A 24,548-nucleotide genomic window follows, 5' to 3' on the forward strand; every position below is an offset into this window, starting at 1 on the left:
AACGGACTTTTGCAACATGGCTCATTCCTGGTTTGGCGCCCGCCTGCGCGCACTGAGCGGCGTGGCCGCGCTCACGTTCACCGCTTTCGCGACGATGCCGTCGGCAGCCCATGCGGCATCGATCACGCTGTACAACGCGCAACACGAGCAGGTCGTCAACCTGCTCGCGAAAGACTTCGAGAAGGAGTCGGGCATCTCGGTGAAAATCCGCAGCGGTGAAGGCCCGGCGCTCGCCGCGCAGATCGTCGCGGAAGGCGCCGCATCGCCCGCCGACGTGTACTTCACGGAGAACTCGCCGGAGCTGATGCTGCTCGAGGAAAAGGGCCTGCTCGCGAAGGTCGACGCAGCGACGCTCGGCGCAGTGCCCGCGCGCTTCAATTCGCCCAGCGGCGCGTGGGTCGCCGTGACCGCGCGTGAGAACGTGCTCGCGTACAACACGACGAAGCTGCAGCCGTCGCAACTGCCGCAGTCGCTGTTCGATCTCGCGAAGCCGGAATGGAAAGGCCGGGTCGGCATCGCGCCGAGCGACGGCGATTTCCTGCCGCTCGTGAGCGCCGTGCTCGCGCTGAAGGGCGAAGAGCAAACGCTCGCGTGGCTCAAGGGCCTCAAAGCCAACTCGCAGATTTTCGACGACGACGAAGGCGTGGTCGCCGCGGTGAATCGCGGCGCGGTCGCGACCGGCCTCATCAACAACTACTACTGGGCGCGCCTGCACGCCGAGATCGGCGATGCGAAAACCCGCAGCGCGATTTATCACTTCGGCCACGGCGATGCCGGCGCGCTCGTGAACGTATCGGGCGCGGGCGTGCTGAAGTCGGCCCACAACGCGGACGGCGCGCAGAAGTTTCTCGCGTATCTGGTCAGCGAACGCGCACAGCAGTTGATGGCGAATAGCCACGTGATGTTCGAATATCCGCTGCGCGCAGGCGTCGCGCCGGACCCGATCCTCAAGCCGTTCGCGGAACTGAGTCCGCCCGCGCTGACGATCCAGCAGCTCGGCGACGATAGCCAGGCCGGTAAGCTGCTGCGCGAGGCGGGTCTGCTGTAAATGAGCGAAACGCTGTCAGCCGGTCCGCCGGCTGTCCCCCCCGCCCCGGCGCACGCGCGTGCGCGCGCGCCGCGCGGCCTGTTCGCGGCGGCAGCACTCAGCGCCTTGCTGGTGCTGCTGCCGATTGCGTTTACGTTCTGGCGCGCCGCGAGCTTCGGTATCGGCGACGCGCTCGATCTGATCTGGCGGCCGCTCGTCGGCGAACTGCTCGTCAACACGGTGCTGATTACCGTCGCGACCACACTCGTATGCGCGGTGCTCGGCACGGCCGCCGCGTGGTTCGTCGAGCGCACAAATCTACCGGGACGCCGCGCGTGGGCCGTGCTTTGCGCCGCGCCGCTCGCGATGCCCGCCTTCATTTCGAGCTATGCGTGGGTGTCGTTGAGCGAGGACCTGCAGGACTTCAACGGCGCGCTGCTCGTGCTCACCTGCGCGTATTTCCCGCTCGTCTATCTGCCGGTCGCGGCCGCGCTGCGCGGCATGGACCCCGCGCTCGAAGAAAGTGCGCGCGCGCTCGGCTGCAACCGCTGGACGAGCTTCGTGCGCGTCGTGCTGCCGCAACTGCGCCCGGCGCTGCTCGGCGGCATGCTGCTCGTCGCGCTCAGCGTGCTGTCGGAGTTCGGCGCGTTTACGCTGCTGCGCTTTCGTACGTTCACGACGCAGATCTACGCGGAATTCCGCACCAGTTTCGACGGCGGCGGCGCATCGCTGCTCGCGTGCCTGCTGATCGTAATCTGTCTCGTCGTGCTCGCGTTCGAGTTTCGCGTGCGCGGCTCGGCGCGCTATGAGCGCGTCGATCGCGGCACCCGCCGCGCGGTGCTGCGCTACGACCTCGGCGCGTGGCGCTGGGTCGTCGTCGCGGGCTTCGCGCTGCTCGCGCTGACCACGCTCGGCGTGCCGCTCGGCATGATCGGCTTCTGGCTCACGCAGCCGGGCGCGGCCGCCGTCACACCCGCCGACGTGTCGCCCGAACTGCTACTCAATGCGACGCTTTCGTCGCTCGGCTTCGGCCTCGCCGCCGCCGCGCTGACGACGCTGCTCGTCGTGCCGCTCGCGTTTCTGCTCGTGCGCTATCCGACGCGCTTCGCGACACTCTTCGAGCGCAGCGTGTTTCTCGCGCAAGGGGTGCCGGGGCTCGTCATTGCGCTCGCGATCGTCTCGCTCGCGGTGCATGCGCTGCAGCCGCTCTATCAGAGCGCGACGCTGCTCGTCGTCGCATACGCGATCCTGTTCATGCCGGTCGCGCTCGTGAGCGTGCGCGCCGCGTTCATGCAGGCACAGCCGCGTCTCGAGGAAACCGCGCGCGCACTCGGCCTGAACTGGCCGCAGACGCTCGCGCGCGTGATCCTGCCGCTCGCCGGTCCCGGCCTCGGCGCGGCGGCGGCGATGGTGTTCATCTCGGTCGTCACGGAACTGAACGCGACGCTGCTGCTCTCGCCGCTCGATACGCAAACGCTCGCGACGCAAGTGTGGGCCGACACCTCGACGATGGCGTTCGCCGCCGCCGCGCCGTATGCGGCGCTGCTCACGGGCATCTCGCTGCTCGCGTCGGGGCTGCTGTTCGCGCTGCTCGGCCGCTCGGCATTGCTCGGCGAACGTGGTTGAGCGAGCACTGGATTTTATCTTCGGACTCCATCGGATTTTCATGAGCGAACTTCGTATCCGCGGACTGCAGAAATCGTTCGACGGCCACCCGGTGCTGCACGGCATCGATCTCTCGGTCGAGCGCGGCACACTGCTCGCGCTGCTCGGCCCCTCGGGCAGCGGCAAGACCACACTGCTGCGCCTGCTGTGCGGCTTCGAGCGCGCGGACGGCGGCAGCGTCGAGATCGACGGACGGCGCGTCGTCGGCGACAACCTGCACGTGCCCTCGGAGCAGCGCCGCATCGGCTATGTGCCGCAGGAAGGCGCGCTGTTTCCGCATCTGTCGGTCGCGGACAACATCGTGTTCGGCCTGCCGCGCACGCAGCGCCGCGCGCGGCATCGCGTCGCCGAACTGCTCGAACTGGTCGGCTTGCCCGCGCATTTCGGCGAGCGCGCGCCGCAGCAATTGTCGGGCGGACAGCAGCAGCGCGTCGCGCTCGCTCGCGCGCTCGCGCCCGCGCCGACGCTGGTGATGCTCGACGAGCCGTTCTCGTCGCTCGACGCCGCGTTGCGCGTCGAAACGCGCCAGGCGGTGGCGAGCGCGCTCGCCGCGGCCGATGCGACCGCGGTGCTGGTCACGCACGATCAGTCCGAGGCGCTGTCGCTCGGGCATGAAGTCGCGGTGCTGTGGAACGGCCGGCTGATCCAGACGGCGACGCCCGAAGCGCTGTACCGGCGGCCGGTGACGCGCGAACTCGCGTCGTTCGTCGGCGAGGCGGTGCTGTTGCCGGGCATCGCGCGGCAGGATCGCGCGAGCTGCGAACTGGGCGAACTCGCGCTCGCCGCGCCGGTCGGCAACGGTGCGGTCGACGTGATGCTGCGGCCCGAGCAGATCCGTCTGCTGCGCGCCGACGAAGCCGCGCGAGCAGATGCCGCGCATGACGCGCTCGTCACCGACGTGATCTTCCAGGGGCAAGACGCGAGCGTCGCGCTGCAATTGCAGTCCGCCACGCGGACGATGGTGCGCGCGCGCGTGCCCGGTTATCTGTGTCCGCGGCCGGGCGCGCGGGTGCGGATTGCGGTCGATGGAGAGGTGACGGCTTATCCCCGCGGTTGAGGGTTATAGCGGGGGCCGTCACTATCGCAGCGACAGATCCTGCATCATCTGCTGCGCCAGATAATCGCAGGTCGGCCGGTCCGATTTCGCGCTGCGCGCCACCACGATTTCGAGCGGCGCGATCTTCGGCAAACCCTGCGCCTCACCGAGAATCGCGAGCCGCGGCGGCACGCTGCAACGCGTGAGCGCGATCACCGACAAACCCGCATCGACGGTCGCGACGAGTCCCATCAGACTCGCGCTGCTGAACGCCGCACGATAGCGGATGCGCGCGCCATCGAGCGCGGCCAGCGTGTGCTGGCGCGCGACGCAGCCCGGTTCGTAAAGCCCCACCGGCAACGGCGACGTCTTCAGCACCGCGGTATCGACCGACGCGCCGACCCACGCCATCGGCTCGCTGCGCACGAATTCGCCACGCAGCTTGCGGTCGCGCGTGACGAACGCGAGGTCGATCTTGTTGTCGGCGAGCATCGGCGCGAGCGCGGTGCTCTGCGCGCAGACGATCTCGATCTCGACGCGCGGGTACAGATTCGCGAAGCGCCGCAACACCGGCGACAGCAGCGACGACACATAGTCGTCCGGCGCACCGAGCACGACGCGCCCGCTCACCTCGGGCCGCACGATCGCCGACCACGCCTCCTCCTGCAACGCAAGCGCGCGCCGCGCGTATTCGAGCAGCGTATTGCCGGGCCGCGTAAGCGACAGATTGCGCGTGTTGCGCACGAATAGCGTCGTGCCGAGCATCGCCTCGAGCCGCTTGATCTGCATGCTGACCGCCGCCTGCGAACGATGCACGCTCGCCGCCGCCTTCGTGAAGCTGCCCGCCTCCACGACCGCGACGAAGCTGCGCAACAGGTCGACGTCGAATTCAGGGTTCACGATTCATCAATCCAGCTTATGGAATTTCTCAATTTAATTCGTTTGTGATGAGCCCGCAAGCGGCGCAATACTCGGGCTCATTCCCTTACGGAGCCGTTTTGCATGTCCCTCAGCCAACCTCAACAAGGCGCGATCACACTCGCGAGCGGCGGATTGCTGATGGGCACGCTCGGCGTTTTCGTCGAGGAAGCGCGGCTCGACGCGCTCACGCTCGTGTTCTTTCGCTGCCTGTTCGGCTTCCTGTCGCTCGCCGCATATTGCGCGTGGAAGGGCTTCTTCACGCGCGCGCATTTCACGCGCCGCACGGTCGTGCTCGCGCTGATCTCCGGTGTGCTGATGGTCACGCAGTGGGTTGGATTCTTCGATGCGATCCATCGCACGAGCATCGCGGTCGCGACGGTCGTGTTTCATGTGCAGCCGTTCTGGGTCGTGCTGATCGGCGCGGCGCTTTTCAACGAGCGGCTCGGCGCGGACCGGCTCGGCTGGATCGCCGCCGCCTTCGTCGGGCTGGTGCTGGCGTCGGGCGTGGCCGCCAGCGGGAACCTGCAGGGTCACACGAGCTATCTGATCGGTCTTGGCGAGGCGCTGTTCGGCTCGCTGCTGTATGCGAGCGTCACGTTGATCGCGAAGAGCCTCGGCGGGTTGCGCCCGCATCTGCTGACGCTCGCGCAATGCGCGGTCGGCGTGATCTGTCTGCCGCTGATTGCACCGCTGATCGCCCCATTGACGCTCACGCATATCGGCCCGATGCAGTGGTTCTGGCTGATCGGCATGGGCGTGCTGCACACGGGGCTGGCGTATGTGCTGATTTACGGCGCGCTGCCGAAACTGAGCACGCCGGTGATCGCGGTATTGCTGTTCGTCTATCCGCTCACCGCGATCGTCGTCGATGCGCTCGTGTACGGCCGCGCGCTGTCGTTGCCGCAACTCGCGGGCATGGCGCTGATCGTCATGGCAAGTCTCGGCGTCAATCTGGGCTGGCCGCTGCTGTCGCCGCTGTTTTCGCTATTGCATCCGGGCGGCCGCGCGCGGCGTCGTGTGGAGTGAGCCTGGCACCTGCGCAACATGGGTCCGACTTGATCCATGAAGCTCACTCAGCCGCTCCTGCTGAACGCCGAACCGCAAGGCAAGCCCTATAAGCTCCGTGACCGCGATTCCATGTATCTGCGGGTGAATGCGACGCCCCCACCTCGCTTCACTTCGACAGGCTGGCCTGAATCGCCGCGGCTATATCACGGCTCACGTCTCCCAGCGCTTTGCTGTACGCCGCCGTGAGTGCCTCGTAGCCCGGGCCCGGGCTGGGCTCGCGCGCCAACGTATGGCCGTTTATCGACGGGCTGCCTTTGGGCGGGATAACTACCCAGAGCGCCTCGACCGTCGCCGCATCGCCGGGCGCCCCTTCGAACCGCTGAAGCTCGACCCGGACCCGGTACGGTGCTCCCGCATCGACTTCCTGCGGATACATGGACACGCGGGCGCCGGGCAGGAGAACCACCAGATCCGCCGCTATTACGCGCGGAATCTGGCTCTTCAACGGGTCCGCCCAGCGTGCAAACTCGTCGAGCTTCACCTGATTATCGCTGACGCGAACCACGAACTGCGGGCGGTCCACGAGATCAGGCACCGTAACCGATGTGACCACGACACCGACCGGGCGGACGGGGTAGTCGTCTTCACGCGCGGCGACCGCGCCTAACGTATAGAAGCTGGCGGTTGGCGACGTACCACAGGCGCCCAGTGCGGCGACCGTCAGCAGCAACGCCCGGGACAGGAACGTGCGCATCACTTTTTATCCTCCGGCTTGCCGCGAATCAGCGCCTCTGGATGACGCTCGAGGTAGTCAGCCAACGTACGGAAAGCCGCCGCGGTGCGTGCGAGTTCGCGCATCGTTTCGCTGGTGCTCTGGGTGAGTGGCGAGTCAGGCTGCAGCGCTGTGTTTGCGGAATTCAGTGCAGTCTGTGCCGCTGCCAGTGTGGCGCGCGCCTGGGGCAGGACCTCGGAGTCCAGCCGCTTGAGAAGCGCATCGGCGTCCAGCAGCGTCTGTTTCGTGTTGTTGCCGATCCCCTCGAACGGAATCTTGTTCAGTCTGGCCAGCAGCGACGTCACCGAATCCTGCAATGATTGCAGGCCGCCGGGCACGGTCGGAATCTCAGGCGGGGTGCCGCTCCAGTCGATTGCCGCTTTCGCTGCGTTGGGGAAGAAATCGAGCGCAACATATAACTGGCCAGTCAGGAGGTTCCCGGTCTTCAGTTGCCCACGCAAACCGTGCTCGACCAGCCAGTTCCCCAGTTCGTGGCGATCGGCGGGGGCGGCAACTCGTCCACCCTCTCCTCCATCCTTGTAGCGCGATGTGAAGCGCTCGGGGTAAAGGCGAATCTCGACCGGAATGCTGAACTTCTTTTTGACAGGATCGAAGCGCGTATAAATCGCCGCCACCTCACCCACGGTGATTCCACGGAAGTCGACGGGTGCACCGACCGACAGCCCACGCACCGATTCGGTGAAGTTAAATACATAGGTATCGACGATGCGGTCATGGCGCTTCATGGCCTCCGTGCGGTCACGGAACAGTGAGAACTCAGTACCCGCGGCGGCCTCGCTTTTCCCCGCGTTCTCCTCGGGCGTCTGGAATGCAAGCCCGCCGATGAGAATGGCCACGAGCGACTGGGTGTTGACCTTGACGCCGCTCGTATCAAGCGACACGTCGACGCCGCTCGCTTGCCAGAAGCGGGAATCATCCTTGACGTACCTGTCATAGGGCGCGTTGATGAACACGCGCAGCGTCACTCCTTTGCCATCTCCATCCAGCGCATACGACGTGACCTGTCCCACCTGCAGGCGCCTGAAAAAGATGGGAGAGCCCACATCGAGTGAGCCCATATCATCACCCTTCAATATGAATTCCCGCCCAGGCACGCCGGTGGCGATAACAGGTGGCTTCTCGAGCCCGACATAGTCGCGGCGCGACTCTTTCCCGGTTCCCACATCCATGCCGATGAAGGAACCGGACAGCAGCGTGCCAATACCTGATACCGTGCCCCCGGAAATGCGCGGGCGCACGACCCAGAAACGCGTGTCGTCGACCAGCAGGCTCGAAGCGTCCCTGGAGAGATCCGCACGCGCAATCACGCGGCTGTGGTCCGGCGACAGCACGACGCTCGTGATGGTACCGATGTCCACGTTCTTGAACTTGATCTTGGTCTTGCCTGCCTCGAGCCCTTCGCCAGTTTCGAAGCTGATCGTGATCGTCGGCCCCTTGTCGAGGACCGCCTTGACGGCAAGCCAGCCGCCGATCAGCACGGCGACGAGCGGCACCAGCCAGACCAGCTGGACGCGCCAGCGCTTGCGCGGCACGACAACGGCCTCGGGAATTTCAGGCGGAATGTTACCGGGCGGCCTGGACATGATTACTCTCCGCCCGGTCCCAGATCAGGCGCGGGTCGAACGCTAGTGCGGCAAACATGGTCAGAACGACGACCGAACCGAACGCGATGGCTGCAGGGCCTGCCTGGATGGTCGCGAGGCCCTTGAACTGCACGAGCGCGACGAGAATGGTGATGACGTAAATGTCGAGCATCGACCAGCGCCCAACCAGTTCCACCACCCGGTAGATGCGCGAGCGTTGTTGCGGTGACCAGGCCGACCCGAACTGCGTGGAGATGACGAGGAACATCAAGGCGATGATCTTGAGCATCGGCACTGCGATACTCGCGATAAACACGACCACGGCGAGCGGCCATGAGCCGGAGGTCCAGAGGTAGACCACGCCGCTCAGGATCGTATCTTTCTCGCTGCCGAACAGCGAACTGGTGTTCATGACAGGCAGCGCGTTTGCCGGGACGTACAGGACCATCGCGGCGATCAGGAACGCCCATGTGCGGCCGATACTGTTGGGCTTGCGTGCGTGAAGACGCGCGCCGCAGCGCGGGCAGGCGGCTTCGTCGCTGTGCGTGGAGGATTTCACGAGCTGCTCGCACGTGTGGCAGGTCAGCAGGCCGGAACCCATCGCTGTGGGTGCGCGTGGTGTGACTGAATCGACGGTCTCCGCGCCAGCCGCCTGCGCGGCGCGCGTGCGCTCCCAGAATTCACGCGGGTCGAACGCGCCGCTCGCCGCGGCAAGCAGCACCATGAGTGCGCCGAATGTCCACAACGCCGTGCCGGGCACGACACTGGCGATGTGGGCCAGCTTGACCAGTGCGACCAGCATGCCGAGTATCAGAACCTCGGTCATCCCCCATGGGCGGGCCAGCTGCAGAAGACGGAAGACCACGTCGAACCGGTACGGAAGCCGGCCAAAGCGAAGCGGCACCAGCAGATAAATCATCGTCGCCATCTGCAGGAGGGGCATCACGAACGTCGTGGCCAGCACGAGCCCGGCGAGCGGCCACATGCCATCGTCGTACAGCACGCGAGCGGCGCCCAGCAAGGTCGTCTGAACGAGATCGCCGTTGACATCGAGGCCGACCATCGGAAACGCGTTCCCGACGACGAACAGCACCATTGCGCTGAGCGTGAACGCCAGCGCCCGGTCGACGCTGTCCGGACGGCTGCGCGACAGCTCGGCGTTGCATCGGCGGCAGCGCAGCACGCCCCCCGGCGGCAGCGGCAGCTCGCGCTGCAACAGATCGCATTCGTGGCAGGCGATCATGGGCCTTGTCGTCATCGCGGCAGCTCCACAATAGCGTCGCCCCCCTTCCGGGAGATACTGCCCTCCTGCTGCGGAGTCTGGTGCGTCATCTGTTCTGCGGTGACCACCCAGCCGCCGCCCATCGCCTTGTAAAGCGCGATGACAGAACTGAACACTGTGCCGGTGGTCTGGGTATAGCTGAGCTGAGCGTTGAACAGACTGCGCTCGGCGTCCAGCACCTCGATGTAGCTCGTATAGCCGCCCTCATAGCGCAGCCGCGCAAACTTTGCATAGTCACGCAGAGCATCCACCTGGCGACCCAGCACCATGAGTTGCTCCCGCGATTTCTGTAATCCGACAAGCGCATCGTCGACCTCCTGAAACGCCACCTGGATCGCCTGCTGGTACTGGAACAATGCCTGTTGCTGCTGGGCTTCGGCCTGCTTGACCTGCCCGCTGATGCTGCCGGCAGTGAAGATCGGCACCGTCAGCGAGCCGGCATAGGTCCAGATCTTCGCCGGCCCTTTAAACAGATTCGAGAACTCCCCGCTTGCCGAACCAAACAGTCCAGTCAGGGAGATCGACGGAAAATAAAGCGCGCGCGCCGCACCGATCAGAGCGTTCGCGGCAACCAGGTTCTGTTCGGCCTGAAGAAGATCGGGACGCCGTTCGAGCAGATCCGAGGGCAGCCCCGCCGGCACGACAGGAATCGCGAGTTCCGACAGTTGCCGACCGCGCAGGATGTCGCCCGGGTTATGGCCCATCAGCACCGAAAGCGCGTCTTCCTGCTGGGCGATCTGCGCCTCCAGCTGCGGGATCGTCGCGGCCGATGCCTCGTATTCCGACTGGCTCTGCGCGAGCTCCATCTGCGACACGTCGCCGCCCTTGAACCGCAACGTGAACACGTTTACCGACTCCAGCCGGCTTGCGGTGGTGGCCTTTGCGATCGCAAGCTGCTGGTCGAGGCTGCGCAGATTAATGTAGGCGGTCGCCACCGACGCGACCAGAGAAAGGATCACCGCGCGGCGCCCCTCCTCGCTCGCCAGCAGGCTCGCACGCGCCGCTTCGGTTTCACGGCGCACCTTGCCGAACAGATCGATTTCCCACGACGCCGAGAGCGTCTGCTGGAAGTCGTTGAAGACCGGCGGTAGCCCCGCAGGCAGCGGTATCGGTCCAGATTGCGATTCCCGCTCGCGTCCCGCCTGGACGCCCGCGCTCACCTGCGGAAACAACCCCGCGCGGGTTGTGACGAACTGACCGAGGAACTGGTCCACACGTGCGGCCGCGATCTTGATGTCCTTGTTGTCGGCGAGCGCAGTGGCAATCAGCTCGTTCAATACGGGGTCCTGGAACTGCTCCCACCATGCGGCATTGGCAATCTCGGCGGCTTCACCGGACTCGAAACGGAACGTCGCCGGTGTCTCGACCGTCGGCCGGACGTAATTGGGACCAAGCAGACAGCCCCCCAGTCCCACAAGGACGAGTACCAGTACCGGCAGGAACACTGAGCGACGCATGTCATTCGTCCTCGCGTCTCGCGGACGGCGTGACTTTTGGCCCGCCCGGGCCCGCGTCGACACCCGCCGAAGGTCTATCGCCCGATGCACCACCGCTCGGCCCCGGGGTTTTCTTGCCGCCCGATTTCTCGGACATCGTCTCGAGCACATAGAAGAACATCGGGATGAAGAACACGGCGATCGCGGTGGCGCCGAGCATGCCGCCGATCACGCCTGTGCCGATCGAGTGCCGGCTGTTCTGCGATGCGCCGAGTGCAATCGCCAGCGGCACGCAGCCGAGAATGAACGCGAGCGACGTCATCACGATCGGGCGCAGCCGCTCCTTCGCCGCGGAGACCGCCGAGTCGTACACCGACTCGCCCGCCTCGCGGTTGATCACGGCGAACTCGAAGATCAGGATCGCGTTCTTCGCGGCGAGCGCCACCAGCATCGTCAAGCCGATCTGGAAGTACACGTCGTTTTCGAGGCCGCGCAGCATGATGGCAAGCAGCGCGCCGAACAGCGCGAAAGGCACCGCCATCAGCACGCCGATCGGCAGGCTCCACTTCTCGTATTGCGCAGCGAGAATCAGGAACACCATGACGAGACCAAATACGAACACCAGCCCCGACGTGCTGCCCGCCTTCCTCGCCTCGTACGCCTCGCCGCTCCACCCGAGGTTATAGCCCGGCGGCAACACCTCAGCGCCGAGCTCTTCGATGGTGGACAGCACCTGCCCCGAGCTGACGCCGGGCGCGCCGTTGACCGTGAGTTTCACCGCCAGGAAATTGTTGAAGCGCGTCACCAGAACGGGACCTGTGGTGTACTCCGAGGTCACCACCGACTTGAGCGGCACCATGCTGTTGGTCTGGCTGCGAACATAGATCCGGTCGAGATCCTGAGGCGTGAGCCGGTACGAGGGTTCGGCCTGCAGGATCACCTGCCACAACCGGCTCGAACGGTTGAACTGCGACACATACAGCGAGCCGAACATCGTCTGCATCGCGCTATACACGTCCTGTATCGGCACGCCCAGCGTCTCCGACTTGTCGCGGTCCACGTTGACCAGCAACTGCTGCGATGAGCCATTGAAGGTCGATGTCACGCGTTGCAGTTCAGGCCGCGTCTTGGCTTTCTCGATGAACTGGTCCACCACGCCGGCCAGTTGCGCGATCGTGGCATCACCCTGGGCCTGAATCCATACCTCCGTGCCGCCGGTCGTGCCGAGGCCTGGAATCGACGGTGGATTGACCGGGAGGATGATCCCCTCCTGGACCTTCGACAGGTTTTCATATGCGCTGATCAGCAACGCGCGCGCATTTTGCGTTCGGATGTTGGCAAACTTGTAGCGCTCATCAAAACCCTTGAGGCCGATAAAAAACGTGGCGGCGTTGTTCTTGTTCTGGCTGTCGAGCAGGCTGAACCCGTCGATGGTCGTGACGCTGCTCACGCCGTCTTGCTTCGAGAAATAGTCGATGACATGCTGGGAGACGGCCCCCGTGCGATCGAGACTCGCTGCATCCGGCATGATGACCGCGCCAAGCAGGTAGCCCTGATCCTCGGGCGGCAGAAACGACGTGGGGATCGATCTCATCATGACAACCGCAAGCGCGATCACGCCCGCAAAAAGCAGTAGCGCCACGACAAAACGTTTGATGACCAGCTGCACCATGTTCGAATAGCTGTTCGTCATCCGCTCGAACCAGCCGTCGAACCACTTGAAGAAGCCCTTCTTTTCGTGGTGTCCCGGCTTAAGCAGGATGCCGGCCAGCGCTGGCGACAGCGTGAGCGCAACCAGCCCCGAGAACACCACCGAAATAGCGATGGTGATGGCGAACTGCTTGTACAACTGTCCGGTAATGCCGCTCAGGAACGCCACCGGCACGAAAACCGCGCACATCACGAGCACGATCGCCACGACCGGCCCGGCGACTTCGTCCATCGCCCGCTTGGCTGCGTCTTTTGGACTCAGCTTGTACACGCTCATGTTCCGTTCGACGTTCTCAACCACCACAATCGCATCGTCCACTACGATGCCGATCGCCAGAACCATGCCGAACAGCGTCAGCATATTGATCGAGAAACCGAGCAGGAGCATGCCCATGAACGTGCCCATGATCGACACCGGCACCGCGAGCACCGGAATCAGCGTCGCGCGGAAGCTCTGCAGAAACACGAACACCACGATCACGACCAGCACGAGCGCTTCGAAGAAAGTGTGAACCACGTCGGAGATGGATGCGCGGGTGAAGTCCGTGGTATCCATCGCGATGTCGTAGTCGATGCCTTCCGGGAACTGCTTCTTCAACTCCGCGAGCGTGGCGCGCACCTGCTTCGACACATCGAGCGCGTTGGCGCCCGGCTGCTGGTACACCGCGAGGACCGTGGCGGGCTTGCCCTGAAACCGGCTGCGGATCGAATAATCTTTCTGGCCAAGTTCAGCCCGGCCGATGTCCTTGAGCCGCACGATCGCCGCGCCCCCGTTTTGGGCACGAATGATGATGTTGTCGAACTCCGCCGGACTGGTCAGCCGGCCCGTCGTGGTGACTGCAAACGACTGTTCGACGGGTGTGCCGGTTGGCGACTGGCCGATGCTCCCCACCGCGAACTGCTGGTTCTGGTTGGACACCGCCCTCTGCACATCCGCCGCCGTGACGCCAAGTTGCGCCATGCGATCCGGTTTCAGCCAGATGCGCATCGCGTAGTCGGGCGTGCCGAAGATACTCGACTGATTCGCGCCCGGTATGCGCTTGAGTGCATCGAGCACATAGATGTTGGTGTAGTTGGCGATATAGGTCGCGTCGAAACGGTTAGTCGGCGAATAGACGGCAATCACCATCATGAACGCCGAGGACTTCTTCTGCACCTGGATGCCCTGCGACTGCACCGAGGACGGCAATTGGGGCAAAGCCAGGTTCACGCGGTTCTGCACATCGACCTGCGCCAGCTCGGGGTTCGTGCCGATCTCGAAGAAGGCATTGAGGGTATAGTTGCCCGTCGACGAACTCGACGAGTACATGTAGATCATGTTGTCCGCGCCGTTGACCTGCTGCTCGATCGGCGCCGCCACATTGTTTGCGACCACATCCGCGCTGGCACCCGGGTAAGTAGCGGAAATCGTGATCTGCGGGGGCGTGATGTCGGGATACTGCGCGATCGGCAGACTTAGCATCGCCAATGCGCCCCCGAGCGTGATCACGATCGAGATGACCGACGCGAAAATCGGCCGGTCGATGCAGAAGCGGGAGATGTTCATATCGGCCGCCCGTCACTTCGTCACGGTCTCGCCGGACTGCCACGCTGCGAGATGCTGTGGCTCTTCTCGCGGCGCATTGGAGGCAGCCGGCTGACTGGCCGGCCTGGGCGCTCCGGTGATCTTCAGCGGCGTGTCTGCGATGACCCGGATCGCGCCATCGACCACGATGCGTTCACCGGAATGCAATCCGTCGGTGATGAACCAGTCGTCGCCATGCCACTCACCGGGTTCGACCACGCGTTGACGGGCTTTGGACTCGTTATCGACCACCCAGACGAAATGACTCTTCGCCCCCTGCAGGACCGCGCGCTGAGGCACGAGGATCGCATTCGGACGGATCGCGCCCGAGACGCGCGCCCGCACAAACTGGCCAGGACGCAGGGTACCCTGCGGGTTGGCAAACGACGCGCGCACGAGGAACGTGCCCGTCTCGGTGCTGAACGCCGGATTGGCAAAGTTGATGTGGCCGGTTGCAGGAAATACTGTGCCATCGGCCAGAACGACCGAGACCTCGAAATCGTTGTTAGGCGGAAACACGAGCTGCTTTTTTTCTATCTGGCTGCGATACCCGAGCAACTCGTTCTCGGAGACGCTGAAGTTGACCCACATCGGGTCGAGCTGATAGACAGTAGTCAGCAATCCGTTTGCGGCGGCAGTCACATAGCTGCCGTCCTGCTGTTTGGCGAAGCTCGACAGGCCGTTCAGCGGTGACTTGATTGTCGTATAGCTGAGATTGAGCTGCGCTGTCTCGACCTCGCCCTGAGCAGCGATGACGGCAGCCTCTGCCTGCTTTTCGTTGCCAGTCGCATCGTCAAGATCCTTCTGGCTCAACGCGTTCTGTTTCGCGAGCGGGATCACGCGCGCCAGATTGGCTTTCGTCACATAGAGCCTCGCCTGTTGCTGGGCAAGCTGCCCTTTTGCGGTCTGCAGCGCCGCTTCGAAGGGCTTGGGATCCATCAGAAAGAGTGTCTGCCCGGCGTGGACCAGCTGACCCTCGGTGTACACACGTCTGTCGAGAAAGCCATCGACGCGCGCACGAATCTGCACCTCCCGTGAGCTTTCCGTCTGCGCGGTGAATTCGAAGTCGACCGGCGTATCGTGCGGCTCGACTGTCATCACCGTCACTTCGACTGGTCCAGTTGACGGCAACCCGGCCGGCTTGTGACAACCAGCGCACAGCGCCAGCGTGGCACAGGCGAGCGCCAGTCCCAGATGGCCCCTTGAGAATCGTTGCAGGCAGGCATTTAGAGGCGCGCATTTCATGGCATCACCTGTCACGGCTAATTGGGCGTGCAAGCCAGACCGGACCAGCAAGGCGAGCCGGACGCGAAGCGCAGGAATTGTCTGTTCATGGGTAGCGCTCCCCGCAACGAACGATGTCTACTGGACCGTATACCCGCGGCCAGACATGCAGGCCGCCACAGCCCGGTTGAAGGTCTCCATCTGCTGGGAGACCTGCTGCTGGCCCGCCTGCTGCTGTTGGGCCGCAGCCTGGTTGTTACGGCGTTGGCGCACTCCGCCAACCATCGCCCCCGTGGCCGCGCCAATCGCCGCGCCCGTGCCCGCGTTGCCGCCTATAGCTCCACCCACGGCGCCCAGTGCGGCGCCTCCGGCAGCACCCCTAACCGTTCCTCCCTGCTGCGGCGAAGCAGCCGGTCGACCGGCCTGCTGTGCGAGTGCGGCAGGATCGACTCCTGTGTTCTGCTTTGCCCAGACCTGACACTCACCCTGGTCGGTTTGCTGACGCTGCTGACTTTGCCCCTTGGCGGGATAGAAAATCGGCTGCTGGGCGAATACCGGCCATGCCACCAGAAGGACGGCCAGTCCAGTTACGACGCGCGGCGATACTTTCATGACCCGGTCCTCCGCAAGGACACTCCGATTCAGGTGTTCACACTGATCACAGATCGAACTACCGCGCTCACTCGTGCGGATCATTCAACGTGTCAGGGGTTCATTTGCGTAATCTTCTGGCCTTGCACGCCCATGCCAGCCATCAGGCCTGACTGACCAAAAATGAACGCATAGACGTCCGACTGCATGGTGGATGGGGTCATCGTTCAGGCTGTACCCTCGTTGATGAGCTGGAGGTGCTCCGTTCAAAAATGTTCGATGCCCGGTCGCGTTGCGTCGTGGCCAGCGATGTACCTGACGCACCAATTTTTTTCCCGCGAAGTTAATATTGGTTGCCTTCTTAACCAATGACAATTGAACTTTGGTCGCATACGGCAACCGGCACGCGGGCTCCCCGTGCTTACGGCGTGCCCTGTATGGCTGCACGCACTGTCTTGATGAATAGCTCGTCGTTGAACGGCTTTGGCAGATAGGCCACCGCGCCTGCCGAGAGCGCCTGCGCCCTCATGTTTATGTCGTCATGCGCCGTGATGAATACGACAGGCAAACCGCTTCCTGCCAGACGTCGTTGCACCTCCAATCCGTTCAGACCCGGCATCTGGATGTCGAGAATCACGCAATCCGGCCGGTACGAGGGCATCGACGACAGCGTGGTCAGGAATTCCTCGCCGCTCGAGTACGACTCGGTCGTGAAACCGACGGAGCGCAACAATCGTTTGATCGCCCGGCACACCGACTCATCGTCATCGACGACGACGACAAACGGCGTGGTAGTTCCCATTTCGAATGGTCCAGAGTCGGAGATAGGCGGACACTCGCCTACCCTAAAGCACTAGACTAAGAGACGCGACCGGATCACGGTATTGGACTTTGGTCATATATGCGCGCGAGACGCGGCACCGGCCGCTTGCGCTGACAGGCAGTGCAGCCGCGGACCTAGCGGAACTGCCGGTTCTCGGCTGCGGAAAGCATGTCGATCCTGTCGAGGATGTGCACCAGCTCCGCCACCGACGTGACTTCCATCTTCGTCATGACTCGCGCACGGTGCACCTTGATCGTCTGTTCGACCGTACCGAGTTTGCCCGCTATCTGCTTGTTGAGGCGCCCTTCGGAGATCAGTGCCATGACTTCCCGTTCACGTGGTGTCAAACGATCGAAGCGGCAGCAGAGCGCATCCCGTTCGCAACGCATGGCGTAGAGCTGTCGGGCGCGCTCGAGCGCCAGCTCGATCGAACCCAGCAACTCGGCGTCGCGCACGGGTTTGGGAAGGAAATCGGACGCACCGGCCTTCATTGCGTGGACAGTCATCGAAATGTCGCCGTACCCCGTGATGAAGATGATCGGGCATGCGCCATCCAGCTCGCGTTGCAACTGAAGACCGTCGATGTCCGGCAACTGAACGTCCAGCACCAGGCACGAAGGACATGCGGCGAGGCTGGCAGTGGCCAGGAATTCGCCTGCTGAGGCAAACACCTCGACACGGTAACCTGCCGACCGTATCAATCGCGCAAGTGCGATACGTACGGAATCGTCGTCGTCGACGACGAACACCACCGGCTCAGGGTATCCCATAGCGCTTACCGCGACTCCTCGTGTCTCTGCGCGTTCCCGGTTGGCAACGTGACATAGAACGTCGCGCCTCGATCAGTATTGTTCTCGGCCCATAGCCGCCCACCGTGGAGCTCCACGATCGACCGGCTGATCGACAATCCCAGCCCGAGGCCGTGGGGCTTGGATGTATAGAACGGCTTAAAAATGTTATCCAGCTTGCCTACCGTGAGCCCATGGCCGCAGTCGCGCACGGCGATGCGCGCCATGTCGTCACGCTCCCGGCTTAGCGCAATCGATACCACACGCTCGCCCGGCGATATGGCGCTCATCGCATCGAATGCATTGAGAAGCAGGTTGAGCGTGACCTGCTGCAGCTGCACCTTGTCGGCATACACGGCGGGAAGATCGTCGCGTATATCGGTTGTCACCCGGGTCTGGCGCAGGATCGCATCGCTGTGCAGCAGGAGAACGACGTCACGGATCATGCTGGCCAGATCGAGTAACGCGAACTCCGCGTCCCCCTTCCTGACGACTGAACGAATGCGCCGGATGATCTCGCTAGCGCGATAGTCGTCCTGGACGACGTCGTCCAGGATCTCGCGGACCTCGGCCACATCGATTGGATCGGCCGACATGAACCGCAGCGCCGCCTGCACGTTACTGAGGATCGCCGTCAGCGGCTGGTTCAGTTCGTGCGCAAGCGATCCGGCGAGTTCACCCATGGTCGAAACCCGCGTCACGTGAGCGAGATCCTGCTGGTTTCGGAGCAGCGCATAGTGATCCGTCCTGTCCTCGATGAACACGAGAATCGCCCCGCTACCCTCAAAGGAAGCTCGCAGGAAACGGCATTCCCCCGGGAAGGCCGATCGGTCCTTTCGTATCCCATTGAGGCTGTGGATGGAACTGGCGGGCAGGCCATCTGACGTCGACGGAAAGCCGTCCTGATAGGCTGACTTGCCGTTGATCCACAGTTCGGGGATAAGTCGGGAAACCGGCGCTCGGATCAATTCACCGCGACCGTAGCCAAAGATTTTTTCCGAGTGCCGATTTGCCAGCAGGATCTCGCCCCGGTCGTCCAGCACCAGAATCCCGACCGGCAACCATTCCCAAAGCTCGGGAAAACAGTCCTCGAGAAACTGCTGCCCGGAGATTCCGCCTGTCAGCACGGGCCGCTGCGGCGTGCCGTCGTGGTGCTCGTGGTGCTCGTGGTGTGTATGAGACCGCTGTCGCGTGACCGTAGCCCAGTGAAAAGCCTGAACTGTGGCCACTCGGCACCTCCCCGCGAACGCCTGCCTCGCAGGTTGCCCCCGAAAGGACCGCATTTTCTCCGGACCCGGAAAGTCGTCAGGACCTCGCTCGCCATGCGAGGCGTCCGATCTACTGCGCTCCTTCAATGTTGCGAGGAAATCGGCGAACCTTGTTCTCGACCATACGGGCAACCGCCGGGCGCCGACGCCGGTCATCAAAGGCTGAGCCATCCGGGCAGGAACATCTTCCTGCCCGGATCCGCTGCCCGACGGCACAAACCGGTTCCGCCGCGCTCGCGAAGTCAGCAGCCACAGGATGATCGCTGCCTGCGCAAGGACAACTGCCGGCAAGACGATAGTCACGGCAAATATTCCGCTGGAGTGCTCAGACGGCAAGATAGCCCACTGTCACGATCCGACCTGATGTGCCAATACAAAACATACGAGAATCGTACGGTGAGCGGCTAACTGCGAAACGCTTGCTGCAACAGCGCATGACGAGCGCTGTCTGCTTCGCAGAGGATCAACAGGGTTACGCCAAACTTCGAAAAACGGTAGCCAAAAAAATACCGTTTGCGGCGACGCTATCAATTCGACAGACAATTGACCGAATCGAATCAACGCAGCGGGCTATTAACGGCGGACAGAATGAACGACAAGGTGCCGATCTATTTTCGCCAATCAAGGTCCTTCTATTCTAGGCACGCCTATCGACAAGACAACTGATTTTACTCAATTTACTCAGTCATACCGGTAAAGACGACCGGCCTCAGACTGTCCCCGGGTCTGCTCGAATCTCCATCACAATGTCTACCTGTCAGGCAAGCGAAAGGGCACTCCGACCCAACGTGGGCACTCGGGCTAGCTCTCGTTATGCGCAACGGTGATGCGGCGACGGGTGCGGGCCTCCACGTCGTACATGTTGAAGTCATTCATCGTTCTGCCATAGAGGTGCAGGCTGACTGCGCGAGAGCGCTCTTTGGGTACGCCGGTAACGTGAATGTGATCGGGATTGGGTACGAAGCTGGTCACGGAACCGCGCCGTAGCAGGACGATGCCTCCACGCACCAGGTCGATTTCTTCGTCGGCTCCGCGATCTGGTGACAGCCTTACATAGCTACGTTCCTCCAGAACGCCTTCGACCACGCCAACGACACCCCAACTTCCGTGGTCATGCACTGGCGTCCACTGACCAGGAAGCCAAACGAGCGAGTACAGCGAGAGACCTTTGTCCGGCGCCTCGTAGATGAGGTTACGGGTATAGCTCACGTCGCTGCTTCGATAGTGAAGGGGTTGCAGAAACGTACCGGCATGATCGATCAGATCGAGCATCAGCGGCGCGAGCGCGAGCACACAGTCGGCCGGGGTTGACTGTAGACGGCTTTGAGCGGTGGCCTGGCTGAAGAAGCCGTCGAGAACGTGAGAGGTCATGGTTATTTGTGGCTCCGGCCGGCTTGCGGGCGACTCGCGACGCCAGGCGGCCAACAGCGCGACCCGCGCCGTTGACTGGCCGTCATCGGCGTTATCCTGGCTGCTTCGTGGTGCGCAAGTAGGGCTTGATCGTCTTGAAACCCGGGAAAGTCTTCTCGGCTTCTTCGTTGCTGACCGCCGGTGTGATGATGACATCCTCTCCCTGCTTCCAGTTCACCGGCGTCGCCACTTTGTGCCTGGCGGTGAGCTGCATCGAATCGAGCACGCGCAGGATCTCGTCGAAATTGCGGCCGGTTGTCATCGGGTAGGTCAGCATCAGCTTGATACGCTTGTCTGGGCCAATGATGAACACCGAGCGCACCGTTGCATTGGTGGCGGCGGTGCGGCCTTCGGACGTGCCTTCTTCCTCCGCGGGCAACATGTTGTACAGCTTGGCAACGGCAAGATCGGTATCGCCGATCATCGGGTAGTTGACCTTGGCGCCCTGCGTTTCTTCGATATCGGCCACCCATTTGCCGTGGCTTTCGACTGCATCGACCGACAGGCCGATCAGCTTCGCGTTGCGGCGCGTGAACTCCGGCTCGATGCGGGCCATATAGCCCAGTTCGGTCGTGCACACCGGGGTGAAGTCCTTGGGGTGTGAGAACAGGATGGCCCATTGATCGCCGATCCAGGCGTGGAAATCAATCGTCCCCTGAGTGGTATGGGCGGTGAAGTTGGGCGCGATGTCGTTGATGCGGAGTGACATGGTAGTTTCCCCATGGAGTGCGCGGGTTTGAACGAAGCAGCCAGGCATGCGTGGTGCGGTACAGTTCAGGTGCCTGGCAGGTGCTTGCGGCAGCTGACGAAGCCTTCTCGCCAGAACCAAGGATATCGGTTACAGGCCTCTTCGGACATGGTCAAAATTGACTGATTGACTTTCTTTACACCCGGGTGGTGCAATGCCCCCATGCGTGACTTTCGTCTGTTATTAATCGATGACCATGCCTTGTTTCGGGAAGGGCTCTGCCTGGTCTTGCGCCGGCATTTTCCTGAGGCGAGCATTGTCGAAGCGATTTCCGTGACCCAGGCGATTAACCTGGTGAAGGATGCGCCTGATGTGATCCTTTTGGACATCCTGTTGCAGGGGCCGGACGGCATCGAAGGCGTAGCGATATTTCGTCAGCGCTGGCCTCGAGTGCCGGTGGTTATGTTGTCGTCGATGGCCGCTCCTGAGACTATTGCGGAAGCTCTGGAGCGCGGTGCGTTTGCATTCGTTTCGAAAGCCGACAGCAGTGGTGCAATTGTCCAGACTGTCGAGCGCGCCCTTGTGGCGACCGAACCGGGCATCGCTCGCGATAGCGCGGTTTCTTGCGCAGGCGAGAATCAGTTGATCAGGCTGACTGCCAGACAGTCGGAAGTTCTGCAGCTTTTATGCGATGGATTGCCAAACAAGGTCATTGCCAGGCGCATGTCACTATCCGAATTCACCGTGCGCGGCCATGTGCAGGCAATTTTTGGTCTGCTGGGCGTCACCAGTCGCACCCAGGCCATCGTCTCCGCGCGCAAGCATGGACTGGTCGCCTGACTTGCGAAAACTCTGGAAGTTGCCGGAGGACCGCCTGCTGGTCGAGCAGCTGCGGCTGTTGTACGGCAACGTGGGCGTGTCCGTCATCCCGGCAATCTTATTGGCGCTGTTGCTGGTTTACGCCCTGCAAAATGACGTGAACTACCGCGCCTTGATGCTCTGGTGCCCAGCCGTCATTCTTTCCAAGCTCTACGCCGCATTCGACGCTCGCAAGCGTCTGGCCGGTGTCATCGCGCCCGCTCAGGCCCGCAAGCTGGTCGTCAACCTGGTCGTCATGCATGCCGTGGATGGCGTTGCTTGGGGGGCACTGGCCTGGGTGGCCCTGGGTAGTACGACCACGACCGGAAGCATCATGGTGCTTGCGGTACTGACGGGCATATTGGGCAGTTCGATGTCCTTGCTTGCGCCGGTATTGCCCGCCTTCTTCTCATTCTCGTTGGCCGTGATACTGCTGGCGACGTCGTGGCTGTGGCTGTCGGGAGACTCGGCTTATCGGGCACTGTCACTGACAGGATTGCTATACGCGGTCAGCCTGGTTGGGCAGGCCCGTAACAGCAATGTCGCGGCGTTGGCCGCCATCAGGCTGCGCTTCGAAAATCTTGACCTGATCAGGGCCGCAGAGGACGCCAGACGCACGGCTGAATATGCAAATCTGGCCAAAACCAAGTTTCTCGCCGCCGCCAGCCACGACCTGCGCCAACCGATTCACGCGCAGGGTTTATTTCTCGATGTCCTCGCGCACAGTGGACTATCGAAGCATCAAAGTGACGTGCTGAACAGCGCCCAATCCGCCTGGCAGGCATCCAGCGACATGCTTGATGCACTGCTCGACTTTTCCCGCATCGAAGCAGGCGTGGTTCAGCCATGCCCCCTACCCTTCGATCTACAGGGCCTGTTGAACAAAGTCGAGAATGACCTGGCGCCGCTGGCCGATGCCAAAGGCCTGGTCTATCGTTCGCGCGAGACCAGCGTGACGGTGGACTCCGACGCCAGCCTGGTTGAAATGGTTTTACGCAACCTCGTCTCAAATGCGATCCGCTACACGGCGCATGGTGGCGTTCTGGTAGCGTGCCGTCGCCGGGCGCAGCATGTCCAGGTGGAGGTTTGGGACACTGGGGTGGGCATTGCCGCGGCGGATCAGCAAGATATCTTTCGCGAGTTTCATCAGCTTGGTAATCCAGAACGGGACCGCAACAAGGGGCTGGGCCTGGGCCTGGCTATCGTACAGGGCTTGTCTACCGCAATGAACCTGGAGCTCTCGCTTTCTTCGCGGCCTGGTAAAGGGAGCGTATTCAGGTTCGTCTTGCCGTTGACTGAACTGGCTTCGCCACTCCAAGCGCCAGGGCTCCTCGGTACGTTGCCCAAAGATTTGCGTGTGCTGGTGATCGACGATGACGAAGCGGTCTGTTCGGGCATGGTGCGTTTGTTGGAGAGCTGGGGATGCCAATGCCAGGCGGCAAGCTCTGTTAAGGACGCGATAGCTGCTGCACGTGTGTGTGCACCGTCGATCATCATCAGCGACTATCGACTTCGCGAACAACAGACTGGGGCACAAGTCATCAGTGCTTTGCGCGCCGCAGCAGGGATGAATCTACCGGCATTGATCATCACGGGAGATACGGCTCCCGAGCGGCTTCGCGAGGCGTCCGCAAGTGGCGACCCATTGCTGCACAAGCCTGTTAAGCCCGAACAGCTTTATCAGGCATTGATGAGACTCGTTGTTTGAATTCGGCACGCGCCTCGGCCTGGGTCAGCTTGACCAGGCGACAGGCCGCGTTGCCGGGCGTGACGTACGCGAACAGGTTGCACGGTCTGGCGGCTAGCGCGGTCTGGCAGGCGCGGTTTGCCTGGGCCGGCGAAACGCGTCCGAGGGTGGACACAGGGGCCACACGTAGTCGGCGCTCGCGAACGGCCGCTCTCAAGTAGCCAGGCGATACTATCGCTATCCCACTCCGAAGGACTGCGGGTCTGCCTGACGCCTTAGCTCTTCTGTTGTTTCTCCTTTGCCGTCTGGCTTCCAGCCGGGTGGTTTGGCTACGTAGCCGTAAATATCGCGTACAGAACGCGCGGACAGGAGGTCACGCCACAACGTGTGCCAGTGCTGGAACTCGATAGTGAGCAGGTTATAGGACGTGACTCGCCGGACCAGACCGAAGCGACATGGCACGTCGCGCATCTCTGCAATATAGGTACCAAACAGCCGATCGAACACGATCAGCACGCCGCCATAGTTTCCATCAAGGTATTCGAGGTTGGACGCATGATGCACGCGGTGTGCCGAAGGCGTGTTGAGAATCCATTCAAGCGGTCCGAGGCGTGGAATCCAGGTGACGTGCAGCCAGAACTGGTAAAGCAGGTTGAGTGAAAGCAGCAGCATCACGCTCTGGGGTGGAATGCCGAGTAGCGGCGCGGCCACGAAAAACAGCGTCGATCCAGTCAGACGGCCAGTCCAGCCGATACGGTACGCGGTGGACAGGTAGAGTTGATTCGGTGAATGGTGGACCGCGTGGGTGCACCAGAACCAACGCGTCCGGTGGGCCGCGCGGTGGTACCAGTAATAGCAGAACTCCTGAACAACGAAGCAGGCCAGCCACCCGCTCCAATGGTTCATCGGCAACGTCCAGAGCCGGTGCCGCCAGACCCAGTTCATTGCATCGCTCCAGAACACCAGTGGCAGCATCCAGCGCAACGGGTACTCACGAACGAGAAAGTCGGCCACTGACACGCTGCCTGCCTTCCAGTCATAGCCATGCCAGCCGCGTCGGACAACGAACACCAGAGCCTCGGCCATTGAAGCGACGAGGACCAGGGCATTGGCGTATTTGAGTACCGTTAGCAGCACAGGCATGGCCGGATCATCCAAAGGGTGATATCAGCCAGCGTAGTTTGGG

Annotated in this window: 20 protein-coding genes; 6 read left to right on the forward strand and 14 right to left on the reverse strand. The window is 62.7% G+C overall.

What is annotated here, in order from left to right:
• Positions 1 to 16 precede the first annotated feature (16 nt).
• From B9Z01_RS28080 to B9Z01_RS28090, 3 genes are read left to right on the forward strand one after another with little or no spacing between them, the layout of a single operon-like run.
• The gene (locus B9Z01_RS28080; protein ID WP_085488947.1) at positions 17 to 1,048 is read left to right on the forward strand and encodes an iron ABC transporter substrate-binding protein; all 1,032 of its coding nucleotides are present in this window, start codon (positions 17 to 19) and stop codon (positions 1,046 to 1,048) included.
• Positions 1,049 to 2,653 carry an ABC transporter permease gene (locus B9Z01_RS28085; RefSeq protein ID WP_085488828.1) on the forward strand — a complete coding sequence of 535 codons (1,605 nt, stop codon included), beginning with the start codon at positions 1,049 to 1,051 and terminating at the stop codon, positions 2,651 to 2,653.
• A 40-nt stretch (positions 2,654 to 2,693) separates the two neighbouring features.
• The gene (locus B9Z01_RS28090) at positions 2,694 to 3,749 is read left to right on the forward strand and encodes an ABC transporter ATP-binding protein (protein ID WP_085488829.1); all 1,056 of its coding nucleotides are present in this window, start codon (positions 2,694 to 2,696) and stop codon (positions 3,747 to 3,749) included.
• Positions 3,750 to 3,770: 21 nt separating this feature from the next.
• Here the strand turns inward: B9Z01_RS28090 and B9Z01_RS28095 are convergent, their stop codons facing one another.
• Positions 3,771 to 4,628 carry a LysR family transcriptional regulator gene (locus B9Z01_RS28095; RefSeq protein WP_085488830.1) on the reverse strand — a complete coding sequence of 286 codons (858 nt, stop codon included), beginning with the start codon at positions 4,626 to 4,628 and terminating at the stop codon, positions 3,771 to 3,773.
• 102 nt (positions 4,629 to 4,730) lie between these two features.
• Between B9Z01_RS28095 and B9Z01_RS28100 the strand changes: the two genes are divergently transcribed.
• The gene (locus B9Z01_RS28100; protein WP_085488831.1) at positions 4,731 to 5,675 is read left to right on the forward strand and encodes a DMT family transporter; all 945 of its coding nucleotides are present in this window, start codon (positions 4,731 to 4,733) and stop codon (positions 5,673 to 5,675) included.
• A 148-nt stretch (positions 5,676 to 5,823) separates the two neighbouring features.
• Here the strand turns inward: B9Z01_RS28100 and B9Z01_RS28105 are convergent, their stop codons facing one another.
• The 12 genes from B9Z01_RS28105 to B9Z01_RS28160 form a co-directional block, all read right to left on the reverse strand.
• Positions 5,824 to 6,411: a PqiC family protein gene (locus B9Z01_RS28105; RefSeq protein ID WP_085488832.1), complete on the reverse strand. Its 588-nt coding sequence runs from the start codon at positions 6,409 to 6,411 to the stop codon at positions 5,824 to 5,826.
• On the reverse strand, positions 6,411 to 8,033 hold the full coding sequence (locus B9Z01_RS28110) for a PqiB family protein (protein ID WP_085488833.1): 1,623 nt from the start codon (positions 8,031 to 8,033) through the stop codon (positions 6,411 to 6,413). Before B9Z01_RS28110 ends, B9Z01_RS28105 begins: the two co-directional genes overlap by 1 nt.
• Positions 8,014 to 9,291: a paraquat-inducible protein A gene (locus tag B9Z01_RS28115; RefSeq protein WP_085488834.1), complete on the reverse strand. Its 1,278-nt coding sequence runs from the start codon at positions 9,289 to 9,291 to the stop codon at positions 8,014 to 8,016. Before B9Z01_RS28115 ends, B9Z01_RS28110 begins: the two co-directional genes overlap by 20 nt.
• Positions 9,288 to 10,772, reverse strand: a complete 1,485-nt coding sequence (locus B9Z01_RS28120) for an efflux transporter outer membrane subunit (protein WP_085488835.1) — start codon at positions 10,770 to 10,772, stop codon at positions 9,288 to 9,290. The genes B9Z01_RS28115 and B9Z01_RS28120 overlap by 4 nt, the downstream gene beginning before the upstream one ends.
• Position 10,773: 1 nt before the next feature.
• Positions 10,774 to 14,007, reverse strand: a complete 3,234-nt coding sequence (locus B9Z01_RS28125) for an efflux RND transporter permease subunit (protein WP_085488836.1) — start codon at positions 14,005 to 14,007, stop codon at positions 10,774 to 10,776.
• A 12-nt stretch (positions 14,008 to 14,019) separates the two neighbouring features.
• The gene (locus B9Z01_RS28130) at positions 14,020 to 15,270 is read right to left on the reverse strand and encodes an efflux RND transporter periplasmic adaptor subunit (RefSeq protein ID WP_085488837.1); all 1,251 of its coding nucleotides are present in this window, start codon (positions 15,268 to 15,270) and stop codon (positions 14,020 to 14,022) included.
• Between the two features lie 117 nt (positions 15,271 to 15,387).
• Positions 15,388 to 15,861: a glycine zipper family protein gene (locus B9Z01_RS28135; protein ID WP_085488948.1), complete on the reverse strand. Its 474-nt coding sequence runs from the start codon at positions 15,859 to 15,861 to the stop codon at positions 15,388 to 15,390.
• Between the two features lie 400 nt (positions 15,862 to 16,261).
• Entirely contained in the window at positions 16,262 to 16,642 is a 381-nt protein-coding gene (locus tag B9Z01_RS28140) for a response regulator transcription factor (RefSeq protein ID WP_085488838.1), read from the reverse strand.
• A 155-nt stretch (positions 16,643 to 16,797) separates the two neighbouring features.
• Entirely contained in the window at positions 16,798 to 17,433 is a 636-nt protein-coding gene (locus B9Z01_RS28145) for a response regulator transcription factor (protein ID WP_085488839.1), read from the reverse strand.
• 5 nt (positions 17,434 to 17,438) lie between these two features.
• The gene (locus B9Z01_RS28150; protein WP_143809088.1) at positions 17,439 to 19,022 is read right to left on the reverse strand and encodes a sensor histidine kinase; all 1,584 of its coding nucleotides are present in this window, start codon (positions 19,020 to 19,022) and stop codon (positions 17,439 to 17,441) included.
• A gap of 498 nt (positions 19,023 to 19,520) precedes the next feature.
• Positions 19,521 to 20,090: a cysteine dioxygenase family protein gene (locus B9Z01_RS28155; RefSeq protein WP_085488841.1), complete on the reverse strand. Its 570-nt coding sequence runs from the start codon at positions 20,088 to 20,090 to the stop codon at positions 19,521 to 19,523.
• Positions 20,091 to 20,181: 91 nt separating this feature from the next.
• Positions 20,182 to 20,838 carry a peroxiredoxin gene (locus tag B9Z01_RS28160; RefSeq protein ID WP_085488842.1) on the reverse strand — a complete coding sequence of 219 codons (657 nt, stop codon included), beginning with the start codon at positions 20,836 to 20,838 and terminating at the stop codon, positions 20,182 to 20,184.
• A gap of 201 nt (positions 20,839 to 21,039) precedes the next feature.
• Between B9Z01_RS28160 and B9Z01_RS28165 the strand changes: the two genes are divergently transcribed.
• Both B9Z01_RS28165 and B9Z01_RS28170 read left to right on the forward strand, forming a co-directional pair.
• Positions 21,040 to 21,657, forward strand: coding sequence for a response regulator transcription factor (locus B9Z01_RS28165; RefSeq protein ID WP_085488843.1), 618 nt, complete (start codon positions 21,040 to 21,042; stop codon positions 21,655 to 21,657).
• Complete coding sequence (locus tag B9Z01_RS28170) at positions 21,641 to 23,383, forward strand: ATP-binding response regulator (RefSeq protein WP_085488844.1); 1,743 nt, start codon at positions 21,641 to 21,643, stop codon at positions 23,381 to 23,383. The genes B9Z01_RS28165 and B9Z01_RS28170 overlap by 17 nt, the downstream gene beginning before the upstream one ends.
• 216 nt (positions 23,384 to 23,599) lie before the next feature.
• Here the strand turns inward: B9Z01_RS28170 and B9Z01_RS28175 are convergent, their stop codons facing one another.
• A complete protein-coding gene (locus tag B9Z01_RS28175; RefSeq protein ID WP_085488845.1) occupies positions 23,600 to 24,505 on the reverse strand; it encodes a sterol desaturase family protein in 906 nt (301 codons plus the stop codon).
• Between the last annotated feature and the right edge of the window lie 43 nt (positions 24,506 to 24,548).

Origin of the sequence: Paraburkholderia susongensis (genome assembly GCF_900177725.1) — a bacterium.
Taxonomy (GTDB): Bacteria; Pseudomonadota; Gammaproteobacteria; order Burkholderiales; family Burkholderiaceae; genus Paraburkholderia; species Paraburkholderia susongensis.